This is a genomic window from Pseudomonas sp. 9Ag (assembly GCF_902506445.1).
GTDB classification, from domain to species: Bacteria; Pseudomonadota; Gammaproteobacteria; order Pseudomonadales; family Pseudomonadaceae; genus Stutzerimonas; species Stutzerimonas stutzeri_AB.
Genome location: NZ_LR733836.1, coordinates 2,645,650 through 2,664,724, shown reverse-complemented (window position 1 = coordinate 2,664,724; position 19,075 = coordinate 2,645,650). Strand labels below are relative to the sequence as shown.

The 19,075-nt window shown below is 59.2% G+C and carries 17 protein-coding genes and 1 pseudogene; 11 read left to right on the top strand and 7 right to left on the bottom strand.

Features of this window, described 5'->3' with window-relative positions; all coding sequences use genetic code 11:
• Positions 1–37 precede the first annotated feature (37 nt).
• From ALTERO38_RS11890 to ALTERO38_RS21810, 4 genes and pseudogenes are all read left to right on the top strand, one after another.
• A complete protein-coding gene (locus ALTERO38_RS11890; RefSeq protein WP_159968520.1) occupies positions 38–670 on the top strand; it encodes a DsbA family protein in 633 nt (210 codons plus the stop codon).
• Positions 663–2,444 (top strand): ABC transporter ATP-binding protein, encoded by a 1,782-nt coding sequence (locus ALTERO38_RS11885; protein WP_159968519.1) that lies wholly within the window; start codon positions 663–665, stop codon positions 2,442–2,444. The genes ALTERO38_RS11890 and ALTERO38_RS11885 overlap by 8 nt, the downstream gene beginning before the upstream one ends.
• 164 nt (positions 2,445–2,608) lie before the next feature.
• Positions 2,609–3,700: pseudogene (locus tag ALTERO38_RS21815) on the top strand (HAMP domain-containing protein); the annotation flags it as partial.
• Entirely contained in the window at positions 3,686–4,558 is an 873-nt protein-coding gene (locus ALTERO38_RS21810) for a methyl-accepting chemotaxis protein (protein WP_372239417.1), read from the top strand. The pseudogene ALTERO38_RS21815 and the gene ALTERO38_RS21810, both read left to right, overlap by 15 nt.
• Before the next feature lie 99 nt (positions 4,559–4,657).
• Here the strand turns inward: ALTERO38_RS21810 and ALTERO38_RS11875 are convergent, their stop codons facing one another.
• Positions 4,658–5,701, bottom strand: coding sequence for a metal-dependent hydrolase (locus tag ALTERO38_RS11875; RefSeq protein ID WP_159968517.1), 1,044 nt, complete (start codon positions 5,699–5,701; stop codon positions 4,658–4,660).
• A gap of 135 nt (positions 5,702–5,836) precedes the next feature.
• On the opposite strand from ALTERO38_RS11875, the gene arfB reads away from it, so the two are divergent.
• Positions 5,837–6,250, top strand: a complete 414-nt coding sequence (gene arfB / locus ALTERO38_RS11870) for an alternative ribosome rescue aminoacyl-tRNA hydrolase ArfB (protein WP_148924932.1) — start codon at positions 5,837–5,839, stop codon at positions 6,248–6,250.
• A gap of 113 nt (positions 6,251–6,363) precedes the next feature.
• On the opposite strand, the gene ALTERO38_RS11865 is transcribed toward arfB, so the two are convergent.
• The 3 genes from ALTERO38_RS11865 to ALTERO38_RS11855 form a co-directional block, all read right to left on the bottom strand.
• Positions 6,364–7,674: an MFS transporter gene (locus ALTERO38_RS11865; RefSeq protein ID WP_102834564.1), complete on the bottom strand. Its 1,311-nt coding sequence runs from the start codon at positions 7,672–7,674 to the stop codon at positions 6,364–6,366.
• Positions 7,675–8,439: 765 nt separating this feature from the next.
• Positions 8,440–8,847 carry a PA2817 family protein gene (locus ALTERO38_RS11860; RefSeq protein WP_148924933.1) on the bottom strand — a complete coding sequence of 136 codons (408 nt, stop codon included), beginning with the start codon at positions 8,845–8,847 and terminating at the stop codon, positions 8,440–8,442.
• Between the two features lie 283 nt (positions 8,848–9,130).
• Positions 9,131–11,578, bottom strand: coding sequence for an acyl-CoA dehydrogenase (locus tag ALTERO38_RS11855; RefSeq protein ID WP_159968516.1), 2,448 nt, complete (start codon positions 11,576–11,578; stop codon positions 9,131–9,133).
• A 260-nt stretch (positions 11,579–11,838) separates the two neighbouring features.
• Here ALTERO38_RS11855 and ALTERO38_RS11850 point away from each other — a divergent pair, with 260 nt between their 5' ends.
• From ALTERO38_RS11850 to queF, 3 genes are all read left to right on the top strand, one after another.
• The gene (locus ALTERO38_RS11850) at positions 11,839–12,771 is read left to right on the top strand and encodes an ABC transporter ATP-binding protein (protein WP_148924935.1); all 933 of its coding nucleotides are present in this window, start codon (positions 11,839–11,841) and stop codon (positions 12,769–12,771) included.
• Positions 12,768–13,547: an ABC transporter permease gene (locus ALTERO38_RS11845; protein ID WP_159968515.1), complete on the top strand. Its 780-nt coding sequence runs from the start codon at positions 12,768–12,770 to the stop codon at positions 13,545–13,547. The genes ALTERO38_RS11850 and ALTERO38_RS11845 overlap by 4 nt, the downstream gene beginning before the upstream one ends.
• A gap of 137 nt (positions 13,548–13,684) precedes the next feature.
• Positions 13,685–14,515: an NADPH-dependent 7-cyano-7-deazaguanine reductase QueF gene (queF, locus tag ALTERO38_RS11840; protein ID WP_159968514.1), complete on the top strand. Its 831-nt coding sequence runs from the start codon at positions 13,685–13,687 to the stop codon at positions 14,513–14,515.
• 58 nt (positions 14,516–14,573) lie between these two features.
• Here the strand turns inward: queF and ALTERO38_RS11835 are convergent, their stop codons facing one another.
• Entirely contained in the window at positions 14,574–14,843 is a 270-nt protein-coding gene (locus ALTERO38_RS11835; protein WP_102834558.1) for a DUF4404 family protein, read from the bottom strand.
• A 221-nt stretch (positions 14,844–15,064) separates the two neighbouring features.
• Between ALTERO38_RS11835 and ALTERO38_RS11830 the strand changes: the two genes are divergently transcribed.
• Positions 15,065–15,766 (top strand): VacJ family lipoprotein, encoded by a 702-nt coding sequence (locus tag ALTERO38_RS11830; RefSeq protein ID WP_159968513.1) that lies wholly within the window; start codon positions 15,065–15,067, stop codon positions 15,764–15,766.
• Between the two features lie 94 nt (positions 15,767–15,860).
• On the opposite strand, the gene ALTERO38_RS11825 is transcribed toward ALTERO38_RS11830, so the two are convergent.
• Entirely contained in the window at positions 15,861–16,160 is a 300-nt protein-coding gene (locus ALTERO38_RS11825; RefSeq protein WP_159968512.1) for a PilZ domain-containing protein, read from the bottom strand.
• Between the two features lie 204 nt (positions 16,161–16,364).
• On the opposite strand from ALTERO38_RS11825, the gene rssB reads away from it, so the two are divergent.
• Positions 16,365–17,549, top strand: a complete 1,185-nt coding sequence (rssB, locus tag ALTERO38_RS11820) for a two-component system response regulator RssB (protein ID WP_159968511.1) — start codon at positions 16,365–16,367, stop codon at positions 17,547–17,549.
• Complete coding sequence (gene rssC, locus ALTERO38_RS11815; protein WP_102834554.1) at positions 17,546–18,028, top strand: anti-sigma factor antagonist RssC; 483 nt, start codon at positions 17,546–17,548, stop codon at positions 18,026–18,028. Before rssB ends, rssC begins: the two co-directional genes overlap by 4 nt.
• A 1-nt stretch (position 18,029) precedes the next feature.
• Here rssC and tal read toward each other — a convergent pair whose 3' ends face one another.
• Positions 18,030–18,956: a transaldolase gene (gene tal / locus ALTERO38_RS11810; RefSeq protein WP_148924941.1), complete on the bottom strand. Its 927-nt coding sequence runs from the start codon at positions 18,954–18,956 to the stop codon at positions 18,030–18,032.
• Between the last annotated feature and the right edge of the window lie 119 nt (positions 18,957–19,075).

Below are 19,075 nucleotides of genomic sequence, written 5' to 3'. Positions count from 1 at the left end.
GCTAGACGCGCTTCAACCTGATAGAACCGGAGCGCCGATGAGCAGCCGACTGATCTACGTGATGGACCCAATGTGCTCATGGTGCTGGGGCTTTGCGCCGGTCGTGCAGGCGCTGATCGAGCAGGCGCAGGCTCGTGGGGTAGGTGCGGATCTCGTCGTCGGAGGATTGCGCCAGGAGCGTACCGTGATGGATCAAACCGCTCGCGACCGCACGGCTTCTTATTGGCATGCGGTACACGAGGCGAGCGGTCAGCCCTTCAACTTCGAGGCGGGTCTTCCCGAAGGGCTGGTCTATGACACCGAGCCCGCTTGCCGGGCGCTGGTTGCTGCGCGCAGTCTTGATCCTCAGGTCGCCTGGCGTCTTGCCGGGCTGATTCAGCGCGCGTTCTATGTCGAAGGGCGCAATGTCACGCTGCCTCAGGAGCTGGTTGAGCTGGCCGAAACCGCCGGGGTTCCGCGCATCGAGTTCGCCGATCGCTTCGATTCTCAGGCCGCCCGCGATGCCACCGTCGCTGATTTCGAATGGTCCCGCAATCTCGGCATTGCCGGCTTCCCGACCTTGCTGGCTGAGCACGATGGTCAGCTGGCGTTGGTGACCAACGGATTTCAACCGCTTGAGGCATTGTCTCCATTATTGGCGCGCTGGCTGGACCACAACATAAATGCCTGATCAGCTCAGCTGGGCCGAAATCCGCCGCCTCGCGCTGCACCATCGTAAAGCCTTGGTGCTGGCCAACCTTGTCGCGGTGTTGGCGACGCTGTGTAGCGTGCCGATCCCCTTGCTGCTGCCGTTGCTGGTTGACGAGGTGCTGCTGAAACAGGGCGACGCAGCACTCGAAATCATGAACAACTTTCTTCCGCCAGAATGGCAGACGGCGGTCGGCTATATCGGCCTGATGCTCTGCGTGACGCTGCTGCTGCGCGCATCGGCGCTGGCCTTCAACGTGCTGCAGGCCCGGCTGTTCGCTCGTCTCTCCAAGGATCTGGTTTATCGCATCCGAGTGCGCTTGATCGAAAGACTCAAGCGAATCGCCCTAAGCGAGTATGAAAGCCTGGGTGGCGGCACCGTTGCGGCCCATCTGGTCACCGATCTGGAAACGATCGACAAATTTATCGGCGAGACGCTTAGCCGTTTGTTGGTCGCCGTGCTTTCCATTATCTGTACGGCGGCGATCCTGCTCTGGATGCATTGGCAGCTGGCGCTGTTGATCCTCCTGTTCAATCCGTTGGTGATCTACGCAACGGTGCAGTTGGGCAAGCGGGTCAAACATCTGAAGAAGCTGGAAAACGACAGCACTTCGCTGTTCACCCAGGCGCTCACTGAGACGCTGGATGCAATCCAGGAAGTCCGCGCCGGTAACCGGCAGGGCTTCTTCCTTGGACGCCTCGGTCTGAAGGCCCGAGAGGTCAGGGATCACGCGGTTGCTTCGCAATGGAAGACTGATGCCTCCAACCGCGCCAGCGGTCTGCTGTTTCAGTTCGGTATAGACATCTTTCGCGCCGCGGCCATGCTCACGGTGCTGTTCTCCGATCTGTCCATCGGGCAGATGCTCGCGGTGTTCAGCTACCTATGGTTCATGATTGGTCCGGTTGAGCAGCTGCTCAATCTGCAATACGCCTTCTATGCGGCAGGCGGTGCGCTGAGCCGTATCAACCAGCTGCTGGCGCGTGCCGATGAACCGCAGTATGCCGGCGGTCAGGACCCGTTCGTTGGCCGCGAAACGGTCGAAATCGAGGTGCAGGGGCTGTGTTTTTCCTACCAGGATGAGCCAGTGCTGGAAGGGCTTGATCTGACCATCTCGGCTGGCGAGAAAGTCGCAATCGTCGGCGCCAGCGGCGGCGGCAAGAGCACGCTGGTGCAGTTGCTGCTGGGCCTCTATCAGCCGCAGGCCGGGCATATCCGGTTCGCTGGGGTCGAAGTGCAGGACATCGGCCTGGCCACGGTTCGCGACAACGTCGCGGTCGTGCTGCAGCATCCGGCTCTGTTCAACGACACGGTGCGCGCCAACCTGCTGATGGGCCGTGAACGGGATGATCAGGCGTGCTGGCGGGCGCTGGAAATCGCTCAGCTGGCTGATACGATTCGCCAATTGCCAGCCGGGCTGGACAGCATTGTCGGTCGTTCGGGCGTGCGTCTTTCCGGCGGCCAGCGACAACGACTGGCCGTGGCGCGCATGGTGCTGGCCGAGCCCAAGGTGGTCATTCTCGATGAGGCGACATCGGCCTTGGATGCAGCCACCGAATATGCCTTGCATCAGGGGCTCAACCGTTTCCTGCAAGGTCGCACGACGCTGATCATCGCTCACCGTTTATCGGCGGTGAAGCAGGCTGATCGGGTGCTCGTTTTCGATGGCGGGCGCATCGCGGAGCAGGGCGATCACCAGCAGCTGATCGCCGACGGAGGGCTCTATGCCAAGCTTTACGGGCATCTCCAGCAGCATTGAAGCTGTGCTTGCCTAGCGGGTCGGGGCTTTCCGTCCACTGCTGCTTTCTCGGGCCGGCCTGGTGCCATTAATGCCTGATTAAAATGATCAGAATTTGCGTTCAACTTTAGTCGCAGCCTGCCGACTTCATGGCTGTGCCTATCTCATCTATCTAGGAAGTTAAGATGCAGTCCGTCGATATATTCGCCAACCTTTCCGTAGGCAAGAAGCTGCTGGGCGGCTTTGCCATGGTCCTGTTGCTGACGCTGGGAGTCGCCGGAACCGGCTTCTATGCTGTGGACTCGATTCTGACCCGTTCGTATCAGATGAATCAGCTGTTACGGATCAACGCCGCTGTCCTTGAGGCCCGTGGCCTGGAGCGTGACTTTGCGCTGACTCGGAGTGACGCGTCCGCTGCCGCCTTGCGCAGCACCTTGGCCAAGCTCAATCAGGAACTGGACGAGCTTGCCGGAAGCGTGCCCGAAGAAGACCAGCAGGCGCTGCAGCAGATTCGCAGTAATGCTGCAGAGTATGCAGACAAGTTCACCCAATACGGTCAGTTGATCGACAAGGGCATAGCGCTTCGGGAGCGCATGGCCGAGGCGGCGCAGAAAAGCCGTGAGGAATTCGAGTACATCGAGCTGGATATGTACGACGCGGTGCGTGTGTTGCGCCTTGAAGGTGACCGTCTGACAGGCAGTGATCCGCTGACCATCGCTGAAGCGGCTTCTGGCCTGACAAAACGCATCCTCGATCTGCGTACGTTCGAAAGCATGTTCATTGCTAATAGCGCTCAAGCCGCGGTGGATAGCTGGAACGAGTCCTATCAGGACGTGACAACCATCGGCAGCAGTCTGAAAACCTGGCTCAACGACGAGCAGAAGACCACCATGGATGGTGCGCTCGCCGCACTGGCAACCTACCAGCAGGCATTCGGTGACTTCCGCAGCAACCGGATCGAGCGCGTCGCGCTGGAACAGGCGATGGTGGCTCAGGCTCAACGCATCCTGGATACAGCCGAGAAGGCGCTGGCTGGCGCAACCGAGGCGATGCAGGACCAGCGCCGCAGCGCCTATATGCTGCTCGGAGTTATCAGCGTTCTGGCTGTGGTGATCGGCTTAATGGCCGCCACGGCAATCTCTCGCATGATCGTCGTTCCGCTGCGTTATACCGTACAGCTGGCTCAGCGGGTGGCCGAAGGCGATCTGACCCAGTCGCAGAAAGTCACCCGTCGCGACGAGCTCGGTCAGCTGCAGCAAGCCATGTACGGCATGACCGACAGTCTGCGCACCCTGATCGGTCGCATTGGTGGAGGTGTCGGTCAGATAGCGACCGCAGCTGAACAGCTTTCGGCGGTGACTGCACAAACCAGCGCCGGCGTGCAGAAGCAGCGGGTTGAAACCGAACAGGTTGCTACGGCCATGCACGAAATGGCGGCCACCGTTCAGGAAGTTGCGCAGAACGCTGAGCAGGCCTCGCATGCCGCCCGACAGGCTGACCAGCAGGCGCGCCAGGGCGATCGGGTCGTGCAAGAAGCCATCGGCCAGATTGGCAGCCTGTCCAGCGAAGTCGAGCACTCCGCTCACGCCATCGAAGAGCTGAATACCGAAAGCGGCCGCATCGGCACCGTACTCGAGGTGATTCGAGCGGTGGCTGAGCAGACCAATCTGCTTGCGCTCAATGCCGCAATCGAGGCTGCCCGTGCCGGTGAGCAGGGCCGCGGTTTCGCTGTTGTGGCGGACGAAGTCCGCGCCCTGGCTCGTCGCACTCACGACTCTACCGAGGAAATCGAAGGGCTGATCGCCAACCTGCAGCGGGTGGCGCATAAGGCTGTCGAGCAAATGCAGACCAGCCGAAGCCTGACCCAGCGCACCGTTGGCCTGGCGAACGAAGCGGGCAGTGCGCTCGGTCGCATTACCGAATCGGTCTCAACCATTGAGCAGATGAACCAGCAGATCGCCGCTGCAGCTGAGCAGCAGAGCGCTGTAGCGGAAAACATCTCCGAGAGCGTGACTCGTGTGCGTGACATTGGCGAGCAAAGCGCCAGCGGTAGCGAGCAGACCGCCGCAGCGAGTGCTGAGCTGGCGCGCCTTGGCGTTGAGCTGCAGGGGCTGGTGGCGCGTTTTCGTACCTGAAGGTTGCACCCGTGAAATAAAAAAAGCCCCGGTCTGCCGGGGCTTTTTTATTGCGATCTGAAAACACCAGCGAGCTTCCCAGTAGAGAAGGCGTCGCGGTCAGCCGGGCCGGTTAAGGTCTGCTGCCCACTCTGCCAGCGGCAGGCCCGGCCGTTGCTGCCAGATGCGCAGCCAGATCTGCTTGAGCCGGTCAAGATCGCCGCGTTCGGCGGGCAGTCGCTCGACGTAGGGAATCAGCCCCCAGCCCGCGCCGTTACGCTCGGCGAGAGCAAAGCGGAATGGATGAAAACCAGTCATGCCGAGACGCAGATCTGTCACCAGCAGCTGGCCTCCCACCTCATCGTAACGGAGCACGTCGCCGGTAAACCATTGCAAGCGAGCATGCTGCGGCGATTCGCGAAGAGCTGTGGCGAGCCGCTCGCCGCGAGGAATACTCACCAGTTCAGGTGGTTCTCCATCGAACCAGCTCACCAGCGCTTCGTAGTATTGATCGCCTTCAATGACAATGACTCGCCACAACAGGCTGTTAAACGGTGTCGGCGTACTGAACAGTTGGCTGGCCTGTATACCCTGTGCGTTCATTGCCGCTTCCACGCGCTGCTCGGCCATCTGCTTGCCAGTGAGCGTAAAGCCCAAGTAGAGCGACGACAGCAGCAGTGCGCTCGCAGCCCAGCGGGGGCTGCGGCCCTTCACACCGACGATCATGCCAACCAGCACGGCCAGCAGCAGCGGGAGGCTGTACAGAGGATCGATGATGAACACGCTGGACCATGCCACCGGCGGCGTGGTCAGCGGCCAGAACAGCTGGGTGCCGTAACTGGTGAAGGCGTCGAGCAGTACATGGGTCACCAACACCAGCCAGACCGTGAGAAACAGCCGCATGCTGCTGTAATTGGGATCAGGCCTTATTCGACGCGCCAGCCAAGCCAGCGCAACGGCCAGTGAACTGAGAACGAACAATGAATGACTGAAGCCTCGGTGATAGGTCATGTCGGCGATGGCATCGCCGTAATCGATGACCACATCTAGATCAGGTAGGGTGCCGAGCACTGCACCGTAGAGCAGCGCCTTGCGGCCTTGCCATCGGCCCAGCAGGGTCGCCTGCACAGTGGCACCGAGAAGGGCTTGGGTTATCGAGTCCATGCGCGATTCCATCTTTTCCGAGTGCGCTACGGTAGCCGAACTGGCAGTACCGTAGCGGCTCCAAATCATATAAAAACATGTCCGCGAGGCTCCTGTTGTGGACAATGACCTCCGATTCCAACTGATGTAGGACCGATGCTCGACATATCCAACAACGTGCAACTAGCCGACAGCGAGATCGAACTGACTGCCATCCGCGCCCAGGGTGCCGGCGGGCAGAACGTCAACAAGGTATCCAGTGCGCTGCACTTGCGCTTCGACATCAACGCGTCTTCATTGCCCGCGTTCTACAAAGAGCGCTTGCTGACGCTGCGCGACAGCCGCATCACAGGCGACGGTGTGATCGTGATCAAGGCGCAGCAGTACCGCACTCAGGAGCAGAACCGCGCCGATGCTCTGGAGCGTCTGGCCGAGATCATCCGTAGCGTGACGAAAGTGGAAAAAGCGCGCCGCCCGACACGCCCAACGCTGGGCTCCAAGAAGCGGCGCCTGGAAGGCAAGACCAAGCGTGGTGCGATCAAGGCCGGACGCGGCAAAGTGGATTTCTGACGCTCGTCAGCAGCACGGCCCCGCCAGCGGACAGGATGCGGCTGGGCCGGCCCTGTGTCAGGTCAGAGCCGAAGGGCCACAATCCCTGGCGCAAGCGGACCCACGTCAGTTGCTTAAGAATGCGTGCCGGTGCGCGGTTCGGCGACTTCTTCTTCGTCTAGGGGCTGCTGGCCTTGGTCGAGGATGTCCGCCTCGGCGACCTCGCCCTCCGGCGTATCCGGCATCAGCTCGAGCACGGTATGGCTGGTGCGTAGCATCGGCGTGAAGTGGCCGTGCGGCTCGGTCACCAGATCGAACACGCGGCGCGCGCGGAAATAGGAATACAGCGCCAGAAACGCCAGGGTGACCGCGAAGAACACAGGCAGCGCTTTGGGCCCGAAAAAGCTCATCAGGCCGCCTGCTATCACCGGGCCGAAGGCCGCGCCGAAACCGTTCGCCAGCAACAGGCCGCTGGAACCGGACAGAATCTCGTCGGGGTGCAACTGGTCGACCATCTGCGCGACAGCGATCGAATAAATGGAGAAGGCCAAACCACCCCAGAGAAACATCATTCCCAGTAGCAGCGGACCGGAGGTCAAGGGAGTGATCAAACCGCCGATCACCGCGGCAATTGCCACGACCCAGAGTAAGACCAGACGGCGGTCATGCTTGTCGGAGAACAGCCCGATGGGCCACTGCAGAACGGCGCCTCCGAGAATGGTGATACTCATCAGCAGGCCGACGCCCGAGGCGTCGAAACCGGTTTGCGAGGCATAGACTGGCGCAAGGCCCCAGAACCCCCCGAGGGTCAGCCCGGAAATTCCCGCAGCCATCAAGGGCAATGGCGCGATTCGCGCCAGCTGCAGGAGGTCTGTAGCCGGCATGTCGGGCTGCGCGGGCTGTGCCTGACGCGTCAAGGTAATCGGCATCAGGGCTGCGCAGATGAGGATCGCGGCAAGCGCAAACAACGTGAAATTCATCGGGCTGTCGAGGCTTAGCAACTGCTGAGCCGCAGCCAGCGAGCCGAGGTTGACGGCCATGTACAGGGCGAACACCTGGCCGCGCTTTTCGCCGCTGACCTGCGCATTGAGCCAGCTTTCGATCACCATATAGAGCGTGACCAGGGCGACGCCGTACATCACCCGCAGCACCAACCACACCCATGGATTGACGATCAGCACGTGCAGCAGCACGGCGACCGAGGCGAGTGCGGCGTAGAAAGCGAAGGTGCGGATGTGGCCAATGCGCCGGATCAGCGAAGGCGCCAACCAGGTGCCGACGAGAAAGCCGGCGAAATAGCCGGACATCAGCAGGCCGATCAGCCCGGTGGAATAGCCTTCTTCAATGCCGCGCAGCGTCAGCAGCGTGTTCAGCAATCCGTGGCCGAGCAGGAGAAATGCAACTCCACCCAGCAGCGAGCTGATGGGGGCTAATAACGACGTCATAGCAAAACAACCTTGAGCAATTTATCCGTGAAGGCAGGCTGCCAAGAGTGGGCGGCGTGCCGTTATATCCATAAGTGACTGAATCACTTGAGTATCTGATTGTCGACGCATTGCGTATGCAGCTTGGGCAGCATTTTCGGCCGAGGATTCAAAACGAAGCGGATTTTCCCCGAAGAGCTTATTCCCTCCGCGACGTTCAGCTCTGAGCTGGAGCAATAGTGTTGACAGCTCTCCGTTCAGGCCAGCCAGAGAGTCCCGTCGAGCTACAAGCTTGGCTCAAGGAATCAGTTTTGTCCTGACACCCGCGACGCTATCCGTTCAGGGCCATGTCGAGCATCCATCTAATCGGCCAGACATCTAGGGCCGGATTTCCAAGAGCTGCCAATTTCAGCGGCGGGCGAGGCTGATGCCGTGTAGCCACATCGGACAGATTCTAGCCGTGGCGCTGACTTAAGCTGGCGGATGGTAAAACGGTCGCGGCTGTTGACTGCTGCAGGTGACGGAACAAAGCCGGTGAGCGCTTCGCTTGTGGGCTAAACCCGTCAATCAATGCAAAGAGCAACGTCCGCATTGTGCAATACGCTGGGTACAGCACTGACTCAGGCTAAACGGGGTGTTATCCGCTAGAAGGCGGGCAGGGCTCAGGTCGGCTGAGTAGTGTTTAAAGTGCTGCGCGAAGCCATTCCAGCTATAGCACCGGTCAACCGAAACCAAAGATATCCGCCTCGTCGTAGACGCTGTTTTCTGTATAGGTTGGGCGGCGACTTAGTGGCGCGGGCTCTCTTCAGGCATGCTCATCAGCTGCCTTTCCATATTCCAATCAAACGGCTCGTCGTTCTGCTCTGCTTCATAGCGACGTTCTTCCAGCTGCTGGAAAATTTCGATCTCTTCGTCCGGCATGAAGTGCAGGCAATCACCGCCGAAGTACCAGAGCAGGTCGCGCGGAACCAGATGTGCAATCTGCGGGTAGCGGTGAAAGACCTGGCAGATCATGTCCTGACCCATATGGCGCTCTTCTGGCACGTCCTGCAGGTTCATGATCAGTTCGTCGAATCGCTCGAGAAACAGCGCATGGCTTTCTTCCGAAACCTGTTCGGTTTCACCCATGGCAAGCAGGATGCCGCGCAGATGGGCCAGAAGCGCCAGGTTGTGATCGTGATAAGGGTTGGCCATGGTTCACCTGAATCGATTGGGCGCGCGATTATAAAGGCGCGCGGATTAATTGGGGCGTGTCTAGTTGACTCGGGTCGTGGTGCTGGGTTCGGTACGGACGTCGGATAGCTGCGCAAAGGCCCTTGGTGCCAAGGTGAGCGTTGGCTTGCTCGTGTACGCAAACGTCGCCTGAGTCGGTGCTGGCCGATGACGGCAGGCGACGCCGAGAGGAGCGACTCGCCAAGCATCGCGCGTGAGCGCGGCGCTTGGCAGAGCCTACAAGTGGACTGGGTAGCAGGCAGGGCTAGCGAGTCTTGCCTTCGGGTAGCTCAAGCGGCTCCTTGGCGAAATCATCTACGCTGATGACTTTGCGGCGCGCCGCTTCCGCAGCGGTCAGCTGCTCTGCCTCGGCGGGATCGAGTACGCCTGCTGCGAGTGCGGCGCTGATCGGGTCCTCTCCGGCGGCAGGTTGGAAATCACCGGCCTTGAGCGCTTTGTGCAGCTTCTTTTGCAGCGGTTGCGATGCCGCCAGGGTGTCGAACGCGTCTCGCAATGCACCCAAGGCTTCCTCGCGCCCTTGTGGCCGGTAGACGCCCTCGAGAATCTGCTCCAAGGCCGGGTCTCCTTCTGGGCGACCGAGGATTGCGGCGACTTCGGCATCAAGCGCATCAGACGGCCCCTTGTGGCGGGCACCAAACGGAAATACCAGAACCTTCAGCACGCCGCCAAGCAAGCGGTTGGGGAAATTCGCCAGCGTATCGGCCAGGGCTTGCTCAGCCTTGCAGAGGCAGTCTTCCATCGCCCAGCGCAGCAGCGGTGCTTGCTCGATTGGGTGGCCCAGGTCGTGATAATGCTTGAGCGCGGCGGAAGCCAGATACAGATGGCTGAGCACATCGCCCAGCCGCGCGGAGAGGCGTTCACGACGCTTGAGTTCGCCGCCGAGCAACATCATGGACAGGTCGGCGAGCATGGCGAACGCGGCGGCGATCCGATCCAGCGCGCGGAAGTAGGGGCGGGTCAGGTCGTTGCCTGGCGCCTTGCCGAACAGGCCGAACGTCAGCCCGAGCACCAGGGTGCTGGCGGTGTTGCTGACGGCGAAACCGAAGTGCTGCATCAGCAACCCGTCGAACTTCTTGATTGCAGCGTCGCGGTCTGGCTCATGAACCAGCTCCATCTCGCGCAGTACGAACGGATGGCAGCGGATCGCGCCTTGGCCAAAGATCATCAGGTTCCGCGAAAGGATATTCGCCCCTTCGACCGTAATCGAAATGGGTGCAGACAACCACATGCGGCCGAGGTAGTTACTGGGGCCCATGATGATGCCTTTGCCGCCATGGATATCCATGGCGTCGGTGATGCACTCGCGGCCGCGCTCGGTCAGGTGATATTTGAGAATCGCCGACAGCACCGAAGGTTTTTCTCCAAGGTCGACTGCGTTGGCCGTCAGGATTCGTGCACTGTCCATCAGCCAGGCATTGCCGCCGATGCGCGCAAGCGGTTCCTGAATACCCTCAAAGGCTGCCAGCGGCACGTTGAACTGCTCGCGGATCTGCGCATAGCGGCCGCTGACATAGCTGCAGGTCTTGGCCGCGCTGGCGCCTGTCGCTGGCAATGAAATCGAACGCCCGACTGACAGGCAGTTCATCAGCATCATCCAGCCTTTGCCGATCATGTCTCGTCCGCCGATGATAGCTTCGAGCGGCACGAACACATCCTTGCCCCAGTTCGGACCATTCATGAACGCAGCGCCAAGGGGCAGGTGACGGCGACCGATCTCGACACCAACAGTATCGGTCGGAATAAGCGCGAGGCTAATGCCCAACTCTTCCTCATCGCCCAATAGATGCTCAGGGTCGTACGTCTTGAAGGCGACACCGAGCAGCGTGGCGACTGGGCCGAGAGTGATATAGCGCTTCTCCCAGTTCAGGCGCAGGCCGAGTACTTCTTCGCCTTCCCATTCACCGCGGCAGATGACACCGCTGTCATTCATGGCGCCAGCGTCGGAGCCCGCATAGGGACCGGTCAGGGCAAAGCAGGGAATGTCGGTACCATTGGCCAGGCGCGGCAGGTAATGATTGCGCTGTTCATCCGTGCCGTAATGCATCAACAGCTCAGCCGGGCCGAGGGAGTTGGGCACCATGACGGTCGTCGCAAGGTCGCCACTGCGGGTGGCCAGTTTCATCACGATCTGCGAGTGGGCGTAGGCCGAGAAGCCCTTGCCACCGTATTCCTTGGGGATGATCAAGGCGAAGAATCCTTCGGCCTTGATGTAATCCCACGCTTCTTGTGGAAGGTCCATGCGCTGGCCAATTTCCCAGTCGTTGACCATGGCGCATAAGGTTTCTGTCGGGCCATTGACGAAAGCTTGTTCTTCCTCGGTCAGGACGGCCTTTGGATAGCCGAGCAGGACGTCCCAGTCAGGTTTGCCGCTGAACAACTGTCCATCCCACCAGACCGTCCCGGCGTCGATCGCATCGCGTTCGGTGTCGGAGATAGGGGGCAGGACTTTTTTGAACCAGTCGAACATCGGGCCGCTGAAGTACTTGATACGCAGGTCGGTGACCAGCAAGGGCACCGCGATCGCAATCAGCATGAGCCAGAGGATGACCATCAACCAGGTCGGCGTCTCGTCGGCCGCGCCCATCAAGACCAGATACGCTGCAACAATGGCCAACGCCGGAACGGGGGAAACCCGTAAATGGGCAATCACGGCAATGCCGATGAGTAATACGAGCAGCCAGAGCAGGGTCATATGGTTTTCCTTGTTGAGCGAATGGCGTCCAAATTGAGCATAGGCGTTTGTAGCAAGCGGGGTGAAGAGACAGGACGACGCGTTTGGTATCAGATAATGACCGAGCCTTCACAAGCGAGTTCGAAGTGACTGCTTCGGGTCATCATGTTTATTTACCCTGGTGTGACCTGGTGGTTCTCCGAGGTTTGCATTTCGGCGTTGCAATTGACGCAGCGCGCCCTTATCTACTTTGAATCTCTCTGTGTTGTGTGCGTTCTTATATGACTACTGCTCTGTCCATTCGGCAGTTGACCAAGGTTTACGGAAACGGCTTCGAGGCCCTCAAGGGCATTGACCTGGACGTTGCCGAAGGCGATTTCTTTGCGTTGCTGGGTCCCAACGGTGCCGGCAAATCCACCACCATCGGTATCCTTTCCACGCTGGTGAACAAGACCGGCGGCACGGTCAACGTGTTCGGTCACGACCTTGATCGCGATCCTTCAGGCCTCAAACGCTGCCTGGGTGTTGTACCCCAGGAGTTCAACTTCAACCAGTTCGAGAAGGCCTTCGACATCCTTGTCACCCAGGCCGGCTACTACGGTATTCCGGCAAAAGTCGCCAAGGAACGCGCCGAGCAGTACCTCAACCAGTTAGGGCTGTGGGACAAGCGTGACGTGTCCTCGCGCATGCTGTCAGGCGGCATGAAGCGGCGTCTGATGATTGCTCGAGCGCTGATACATCGGCCGCGCTTGCTGATCCTCGACGAGCCCACCGCGGGGGTGGACATCGAACTGCGCCGTTCGATGTGGTCGTTCCTGACCGACCTCAACCGTGAGGGCATCACCATCATCCTCACGACACACTACCTGGAAGAGGCCGAGCAGCTGTGCCGCAACATCGGCATCATCGACCACGGCCAGATCGTCAAGAACACCAGCATGCGCGAGTTGCTCAAGCAACTGCATGTCGAGACTTTCCTGCTCGACCTGAAAGAGTCGCAGCTGGTCCCGCCAGAGCTTGGCAGCTATCCGGCGCGCCTGGTTGACCATCACACCCTTGAGGTGCAGGTGGACAAGAGCCAGGGCGTGACCGACCTGTTTCGTATGCTGTCGGCCCAGGGCATCGAGGTGCTGAGCTTGCGCAACAAGACCAACCGGCTGGAGGAGCTTTTCGTTTCGATGGTGGAAAACAACCTACCCAAGGTGGCCAAATGAACGCAGAATTCCGGCCCAATCTGGTCGCGTTGCAGACCATCGTCCACCGCGAAATTCGCCGCTACACGCGCATTTGGCCGCAGACACTGCTGCCACCAGCGATCACCATGGTGCTGTACTTCGTCATCTTCGGAAACCTGATCGGCGCGCGGATTGGTGAGATGGATGGCTTCACTTACATGCAGTACATCGTGCCCGGGTTGATCATGATGTCGGTCATCACTAACTCCTACAGCAACGTGGTTTCCAGCTTCTTCAGCAGCAAGTTTCAGCGATCGATTGAAGAGCTGCTGGTTTCGCCAGTATCGCCTCATGTGATCCTGATTGGCTTCGCTCTGGGCGGCATTACCCGCGGGCTGGCGGTAGCGTTGATCGTGACGCTGCTGTCTATGTTCTTCACCGATCTGCAGGTACATCATCTAGGCGTGACGCTTCTGGTGATTACATTGACGTCGACGATCTTTGCCTTCGGCGGCTTCATCAACGCGGTGTACGCCCGCAACTTCGACGATATTTCAATCATTCCGACCTTCGTGCTGACCCCGCTGACCTACCTCGGCGGCGTGTTCTATTCGATCAACCTGCTGTCGCCGTTCTGGCAGACACTGTCGCTGGCGAACCCCATTCTGCACATGGTCAATGCGTTCCGTTACGGCATTCTGGGGGTTTCGGACATCCGTATAAGCATTGCGATCAGCTTCATGGCCGTGGCGGCAGTCCTCATGTACCTGTTGTGCATTCATTTGCTCAAAAGTGGCCGAGGCATGCGCCAGTAGTCATCGCGCCAGGCACTTCCATTGGCGAGGTTGCTGCGCTTGATCTGACGGGCAGCCAATGGCCCGATGAGCAGGCGCGGTGATAAACCACACGGGAACCGCTACACTTGCGGTCATTTTTCGTACAGGTTCCCGCTATGCAGCACCCCGCCGAACTGTCGCCGCTGGGCAAATCCAGCGCCTATGTCGCGACCTACAGCCCCGAGCAGCTCTTTCCCATCCCGCGTGCCCCCAAATGGGCCGAGCTTGGGCTGACGGCCGAGTCCTTGCCCTATGGCGGCGTCGACATTTGGAATTGTTATGAACTGTCCTGGCTGTTGCCATCCGGCAAGCCGGTGGTGGCCATTGGTGAGTTCAGCATTCCCGCCGACTCGCCAAACATCATCGAATCCAAGTCATTCAAGCTTTATCTCAACTCGCTGAACCAATCGGTCTTCGAGAGTCGGGCAGCGCTTGTGGAGGTGATGACGCGGGACTTGTCAGCCGCAGCGGGTAAGTCCGTCGGCGTTCGCTTGCGCACGTTGGATGAAGTTGCTGAGGACGGGATCGCGCCGCTAGACGGGTACTGTATCGATGATCTGGATATCGAGATCCGGCAATACGATTCGCCGCGGCCAGAACTGCTGAGCAGCAATCCTGAACGTCAGGTGGACGAGCGCATCTACAGCCATCTGCTCAAATCCAACTGCCCTGTCACCGGCCAACCGGACTGGGGCACAGTGGTAATTGAGTACCGGGGCGCTGCGCTGGATCACGGCAGCCTGCTTGCCTATCTGGTGAGTTTTCGCCAACACGCGGACTTTCATGAACAGTGCGTCGAGCGTATCTTTCTCGACTTGCAGCGCGTGCTGATGCCAGAGCGACTCAGCGTGCATGCTCGCTACGTACGTCGCGGCGGGCTGGATATCAATCCCTACCGCAGTACCCAGCCCGTATCGCCGGGCAATAGCCGGCTGGTTCGGCAATAACCGCTGCGATAGGAGAGCGTGAACGCGTTCACGCTCGAGTGGACCGAGCAGGTTTTGCTCAGATTCCCATGTTCGCCAGGGTCTGCATGATGTTGCGCAGCGTCATTGCCGTGTTCGGATGGCTGACCTCGAAACGCTCGACGGCCAGATTGACGCCGTCGACCAGCGAGTCGTTCTGATGGTCGACTCCGTCTTCGTTGGCGAGTCGCAGTTCGATGTCATGGGCAATCACCTGCAGCGACGCGCGCTCTTCTTCAGTAAGCGGTGTGTCCTGGGCCAGTTGACTACGCAGCTCTGCTAGCTGCGACTGCAGATCATGTTCCGGCATGTTGCTACCCTCTTGGTTTGTCGTACGGCAAAGTCGCCAGCGCTTGATGTGAGCAGGGTAAACCAGCGTGCTGGGCTTGTCCTTGCTTTTGAGTCTCAATGAGTCTGCAAAAATCCGTAGGGGTTCCGTGTGTCTGCCCGCTGCCGGAACTGGCCGTTATCCCTTTATACTGCGGCGCTTTGTTGGGCAATTGCCCCCATTCGAAATAGGAGAGGGCCGCGATGCAAGTCATCGGCAAGGATTGGGTTGGTTACTTCAGGATAACGGTGGTGACGGCGCTGGCCGTGTTTGGCGCATCATCGCTCCAGGCCGCCGAGCAAGACCCCTGGGAAGGCGTGAATCGCGCGATCTTCACCTTCAACGATAAAGTCGATACCTATACGCTCAAGCCGCTTGCGCAGGGCTATCAGAAGATCACGCCAAATTTTGTCGAAGACGGCATCGGCAATGTATTCAGCAATCTTGGCGATGTTGTGGTGCTGACCAATGACTTGCTTCAGGGCAAGGTTCGAGACGCGGGCATCGACACCAGCCGTATCCTGTTCAACAGCACCTTCGGCGTGCTGGGTTTCTTCGACGTCGCAACCCGTATGGGCTTGCAGAAGAACGATGAAGACTTTGGGCAGACGCTTGGCGCGTGGGGCCTGGGCAGTGGCCCTTATGTCGTGTTGCCGCTGCTGGGGCCGAGCACTGTGCGCGATGCGGCTGGACGCGTGCCGGACTCTTTCCTGCAGCCGTATCCGTATATCGAGCATGTGCCGACACGCAACGTGACCCGCGCCGTCAATGTGGTGGACATGCGTGCCGGTCTGCTCTCGGCGGAAAAAATGATTACTGGCGACAGGTACATCTTCGTGCGCAACGCCTACCTGCAGAATCGTGAATTCCGCACGCAGGATGGTCAGGTCGAAGACGATTTCTGATAGGTCTACTGCGGACCGCATTGGCCAACGCCAATGCGGTCCGCCTGTTTCTAACAGCCTTGCTGTTCCCAAGTGGTTTTTACCTAAGCAACAGTCATTTCATTGAAAGGATCGCTAGCCCAAGGCTTTGTCGTCCGTCTTCGTGCTTACCGACCCGCACCACTTCTGTTTCGGCATCCAGTCCCTTCAGTTCGCTGTGTTCCGAAGGAATGTGCACCTGGACCTTGTCACCCATCTGCAAACTCGTCGCTGCGACCACCTGCATCCCTGTGCTGGAAAGGTCCAGGCAGGTTGCCTCGTAGCAGTGGTCACCCTGAGTCAGGGTTATGGCTGTCTCGATATTCATGCGAATGAAGTCGCGTTTTTCGCTGTAGTCCCGATCTCGCTGGGTCATTGTTTCGTCCTCTGAGTTCTTGTTTCGCCAGTTCTTATAACGCCCGTCAATTCGGCCTGTAAAGGACAGGCGGAGCGACCGCGCCTGGCTTGAAACGCCGATCGTATGGGAGTACCGTCTGCGCCTTGAAACGATCCCATGCCCGGCGCTCGCGCAGGGCCGATGCTTTCGCCAATCATCCTGGCGATACCGCCTGGTAGGAACATGCATAACCCAAGCGCGACGCTGCTGATCATAGATGACGACGATGTGGTGCGAGCCAGCCTGGCTGCCTATCTGGATGACAGTGGTTTCAAGGTGTTGCAGGCGCCTAACGGACCGCGAGGGGTGGAGCTGTTCGACGCGGAGCACCCTGATCTAGTGATTTGCGACCTGCGTATGCCGCAGATGGATGGCCTGGAGCTCATCCGACTGATCAGTGAGCGTCAGGCTGACCTGCCGGTAATTGTAGTGTCAGGTGCCGGTGTGATGAGTGATGCGGTCGAAGCTCTGCGGTTGGGCGCTGCCGACTATCTGATCAAGCCCCTTGAAGACCTGGCGATGCTTGAGCACTCGGTCCGTCGTGCCCTCGATCGGTCTCGCTTGCGTATGGAAAACCGGCGTTACCGGGAACAGCTGGAGACGGCCAACCGCGACCTGCAGGCGAGCTTGCATCTTCTTCAGGAGGATCAGGATGCTGGTCGACAAGTGCAGATGAATATGCTGCCGGTCACACCCTGCAGCCTCGACGAGTTCCAGTTCGCCCATCAGATAATTCCTTCTCTGTACCTCTCGGGTGATTTCGTCGATTACTTCCGAGTTGATGAGCACCGCATCGGCTTCTACCTGGCGGATGTATCCGGCCACGGGGCCTCTTCAGCGTTCGTCACCGTCCTGCTCAAATTCATGACCACGCGGTTGCTCTACGAGTCTCGACGGGGCAGAGCATTACGCGCTTTTAAGCCGTCCGAGGTGCTCGATCACATCAATCGTGGCTTGATCAACTGCAAGCTAGGTAAGCACGTCACAATGCTGGGCGGGGTGATTGATCAGGAGCGCAACGTGCTGCATTACAGTATCGGCGGCCACCTTCCAATGCCGGTGTTATACGCCAACGGTGCTGCAAGATATCTCGAAGGAAAGGGTTTGCCGGTCGGTTTGTTCGTCGAAGCCACCTACGAGAATTACGATATCGAACTGCCTGAGTCTTTCAGTCTTACGCTACTTTCCGATGGCATTTTGGACCTTTTGCCCGGCGAGACCCTCAAAGATAAAGAGGCCGGGCTACCCGGATTGATTCGCGAAGCAGGCGGTACGCTGGTGGGGCTACAGCGGGTGTTGGGCCTAGCCGATCTGGAGGATATGCCCGATGACATCGCGTTGTTGGTATTGAGCAGGAACCTTGCATGAGCACGGGTAAGATCCAGTTCGCTGAGCAGAACGGCACGTTCGTGCTCAAGTTCGTCGGTGAGATCCGACTGACGCTTTGCTCGGCGCTGGATGCAACGATCGAGAAGATCTTCTCTTCGCGCAATTTCTCATCGATCGTTATCGATCTCACTGAAAGCCGTAGCATCGACAGCACCACGCTCGGTCTGCTCGCCAAACTTTCGATTCTTTCGCGGCAGAAGGTCGGCATGCTGCCGACATTGGTTACCACCCATGAAGACATCACACGTCTGTTGCAATCTATGGGTTTCGATCAGGTGTTCAATATCGTTGATCAGCCGCTGCCCTCGCCTGAGCAACTGGCCGATTTGCCAAGCCAGGATCAGTCCGAGGAGATCGTAAAGGGCAAGGTGCTGGAGGCTCACCGTATTCTGATGAGCCTTAACGAATCGAACCGCGAGGCGTTTCGCGACCTCGTGACAGCGTTGGAGCGGTCTTGAGCTACAGCTTGGTTGGCAGGAGTGCTTCAAGCTTTTCCTGATCCCGCGCGAACTGGCGAATTCCCTCGGCCAGTTTCTCCGTCGCCATCGGATCTTCGTTCAATCCCCAGCGGAAGCTGCCTTCATCCATGCTGATGCGCGGCTCGGAGGCGCGTCCGGGGGAGAGTTTGCGCTCCAGCGTGCCTTCTTCCTGTGCCAGCTGGCTGAGCAACTCAGGGCTGATCGTCAGGCGATCGCAGCCTGCCAACGCTTCGATCTGACCCGCGTTACGGAAGCTCGCACCCATTACTACGGTCTTGTAACCGTGCGTCTTGTAGTAGTCATAAATCCGGCTGACGGACTGCACGCCAGGATCTTCGTCGCCCACATAGTCGCGGCCTTCCGATTTTTTGTACCAATCGTAGATACGGCCGACGAAAGGCGAGATCAGAAACACCCCGGCCTCGGCACATGCCACTGCTTGGGTAAATGAAAATAACAGTGTCAGGTTGGTCTGGATGCCCGATTTTTCCAGCTGCTCAGCCGCACGGATGCCCTCCCAGGTAGAGGCCAGCTTGATCAATACGCGGTCACGGGATACGCCGGCCTGCTCGTATAGGCCGATCAAGCGCTCGCCCCGCTGGATCATGGCTTGTGTATCGAATGAAAGCCGCGCATCGACCTCCGTAGAGATCCGCCCCGGGATCAACTTGAGCACCTCCTGCCCAACCGCGACCGCGAACAGGTCGCAGCCGAGGCCAATATCACCGCCACAGCGGGACATAGCGTCCTTGAGGTGCTCTGCATAACGCGGCAGTGCAGCAGCTTTGAGCAGAAGCGAAGGATTGGTGGTGGCATCAACCGGTTGAAGACGGGCGATGGCGTCGAGATCGCCGGTGTCGGCAACCACGGTGGTGAATTGTTTGAGTTGTTCCAGCTTTGACGTCATAAGGGCGCTCTATCCTTTGGTAGTCATGACTCGATTTCCGTGGCCATCGCGCCATCTGTATCCGATGGTCCGGGTGTTGCAGCTGTTGGATTGAAAATGCCGCCGCGTGTTCCCTACTG

Excerpts from the sequence above, each read along its gene's own strand:
- ALTERO38_RS11890 (WP_159968520.1), top strand. The coding sequence starts at position 38 with ATGAGCAGCCGACTGATCTACGTGATGGACCCAATGTGCTCATGGTGC.
- ALTERO38_RS11885 (WP_159968519.1), top strand. The coding sequence starts at position 663 with ATGCCTGATCAGCTCAGCTGGGCCGAAATCCGCCGCCTCGCGCTGCAC.
- ALTERO38_RS21810 (WP_372239417.1), top strand. The coding sequence starts at position 3,686 with ATGTACGGCATGACCGACAGTCTGCGCACCCTGATCGGTCGCATTGGT.
- ALTERO38_RS11875 (WP_159968517.1), bottom strand. The coding sequence starts at position 5,701 with ATGGACTCGATAACCCAAGCCCTTCTCGGTGCCACTGTGCAGGCGACC.
- arfB (WP_148924932.1), top strand. The coding sequence starts at position 5,837 with ATGCTCGACATATCCAACAACGTGCAACTAGCCGACAGCGAGATCGAA.
- ALTERO38_RS11865 (WP_102834564.1), bottom strand. The coding sequence starts at position 7,674 with ATGACGTCGTTATTAGCCCCCATCAGCTCGCTGCTGGGTGGAGTTGCA.
- ALTERO38_RS11860 (WP_148924933.1), bottom strand. The coding sequence starts at position 8,847 with ATGGCCAACCCTTATCACGATCACAACCTGGCGCTTCTGGCCCATCTG.
- ALTERO38_RS11855 (WP_159968516.1), bottom strand. The coding sequence starts at position 11,578 with ATGACCCTGCTCTGGCTGCTCGTATTACTCATCGGCATTGCCGTGATT.
- ALTERO38_RS11850 (WP_148924935.1), top strand. The coding sequence starts at position 11,839 with ATGACTACTGCTCTGTCCATTCGGCAGTTGACCAAGGTTTACGGAAAC.
- ALTERO38_RS11845 (WP_159968515.1), top strand. The coding sequence starts at position 12,768 with ATGAACGCAGAATTCCGGCCCAATCTGGTCGCGTTGCAGACCATCGTC.
- queF (WP_159968514.1), top strand. The coding sequence starts at position 13,685 with ATGCAGCACCCCGCCGAACTGTCGCCGCTGGGCAAATCCAGCGCCTAT.
- ALTERO38_RS11835 (WP_102834558.1), bottom strand. The coding sequence starts at position 14,843 with ATGCCGGAACATGATCTGCAGTCGCAGCTAGCAGAGCTGCGTAGTCAA.
- ALTERO38_RS11830 (WP_159968513.1), top strand. The coding sequence starts at position 15,065 with ATGCAAGTCATCGGCAAGGATTGGGTTGGTTACTTCAGGATAACGGTG.
- ALTERO38_RS11825 (WP_159968512.1), bottom strand. The coding sequence starts at position 16,160 with ATGACCCAGCGAGATCGGGACTACAGCGAAAAACGCGACTTCATTCGC.
- rssB (WP_159968511.1), top strand. The coding sequence starts at position 16,365 with ATGCATAACCCAAGCGCGACGCTGCTGATCATAGATGACGACGATGTG.
- rssC (WP_102834554.1), top strand. The coding sequence starts at position 17,546 with ATGAGCACGGGTAAGATCCAGTTCGCTGAGCAGAACGGCACGTTCGTG.
- tal (WP_148924941.1), bottom strand. The coding sequence starts at position 18,956 with ATGACGTCAAAGCTGGAACAACTCAAACAATTCACCACCGTGGTTGCC.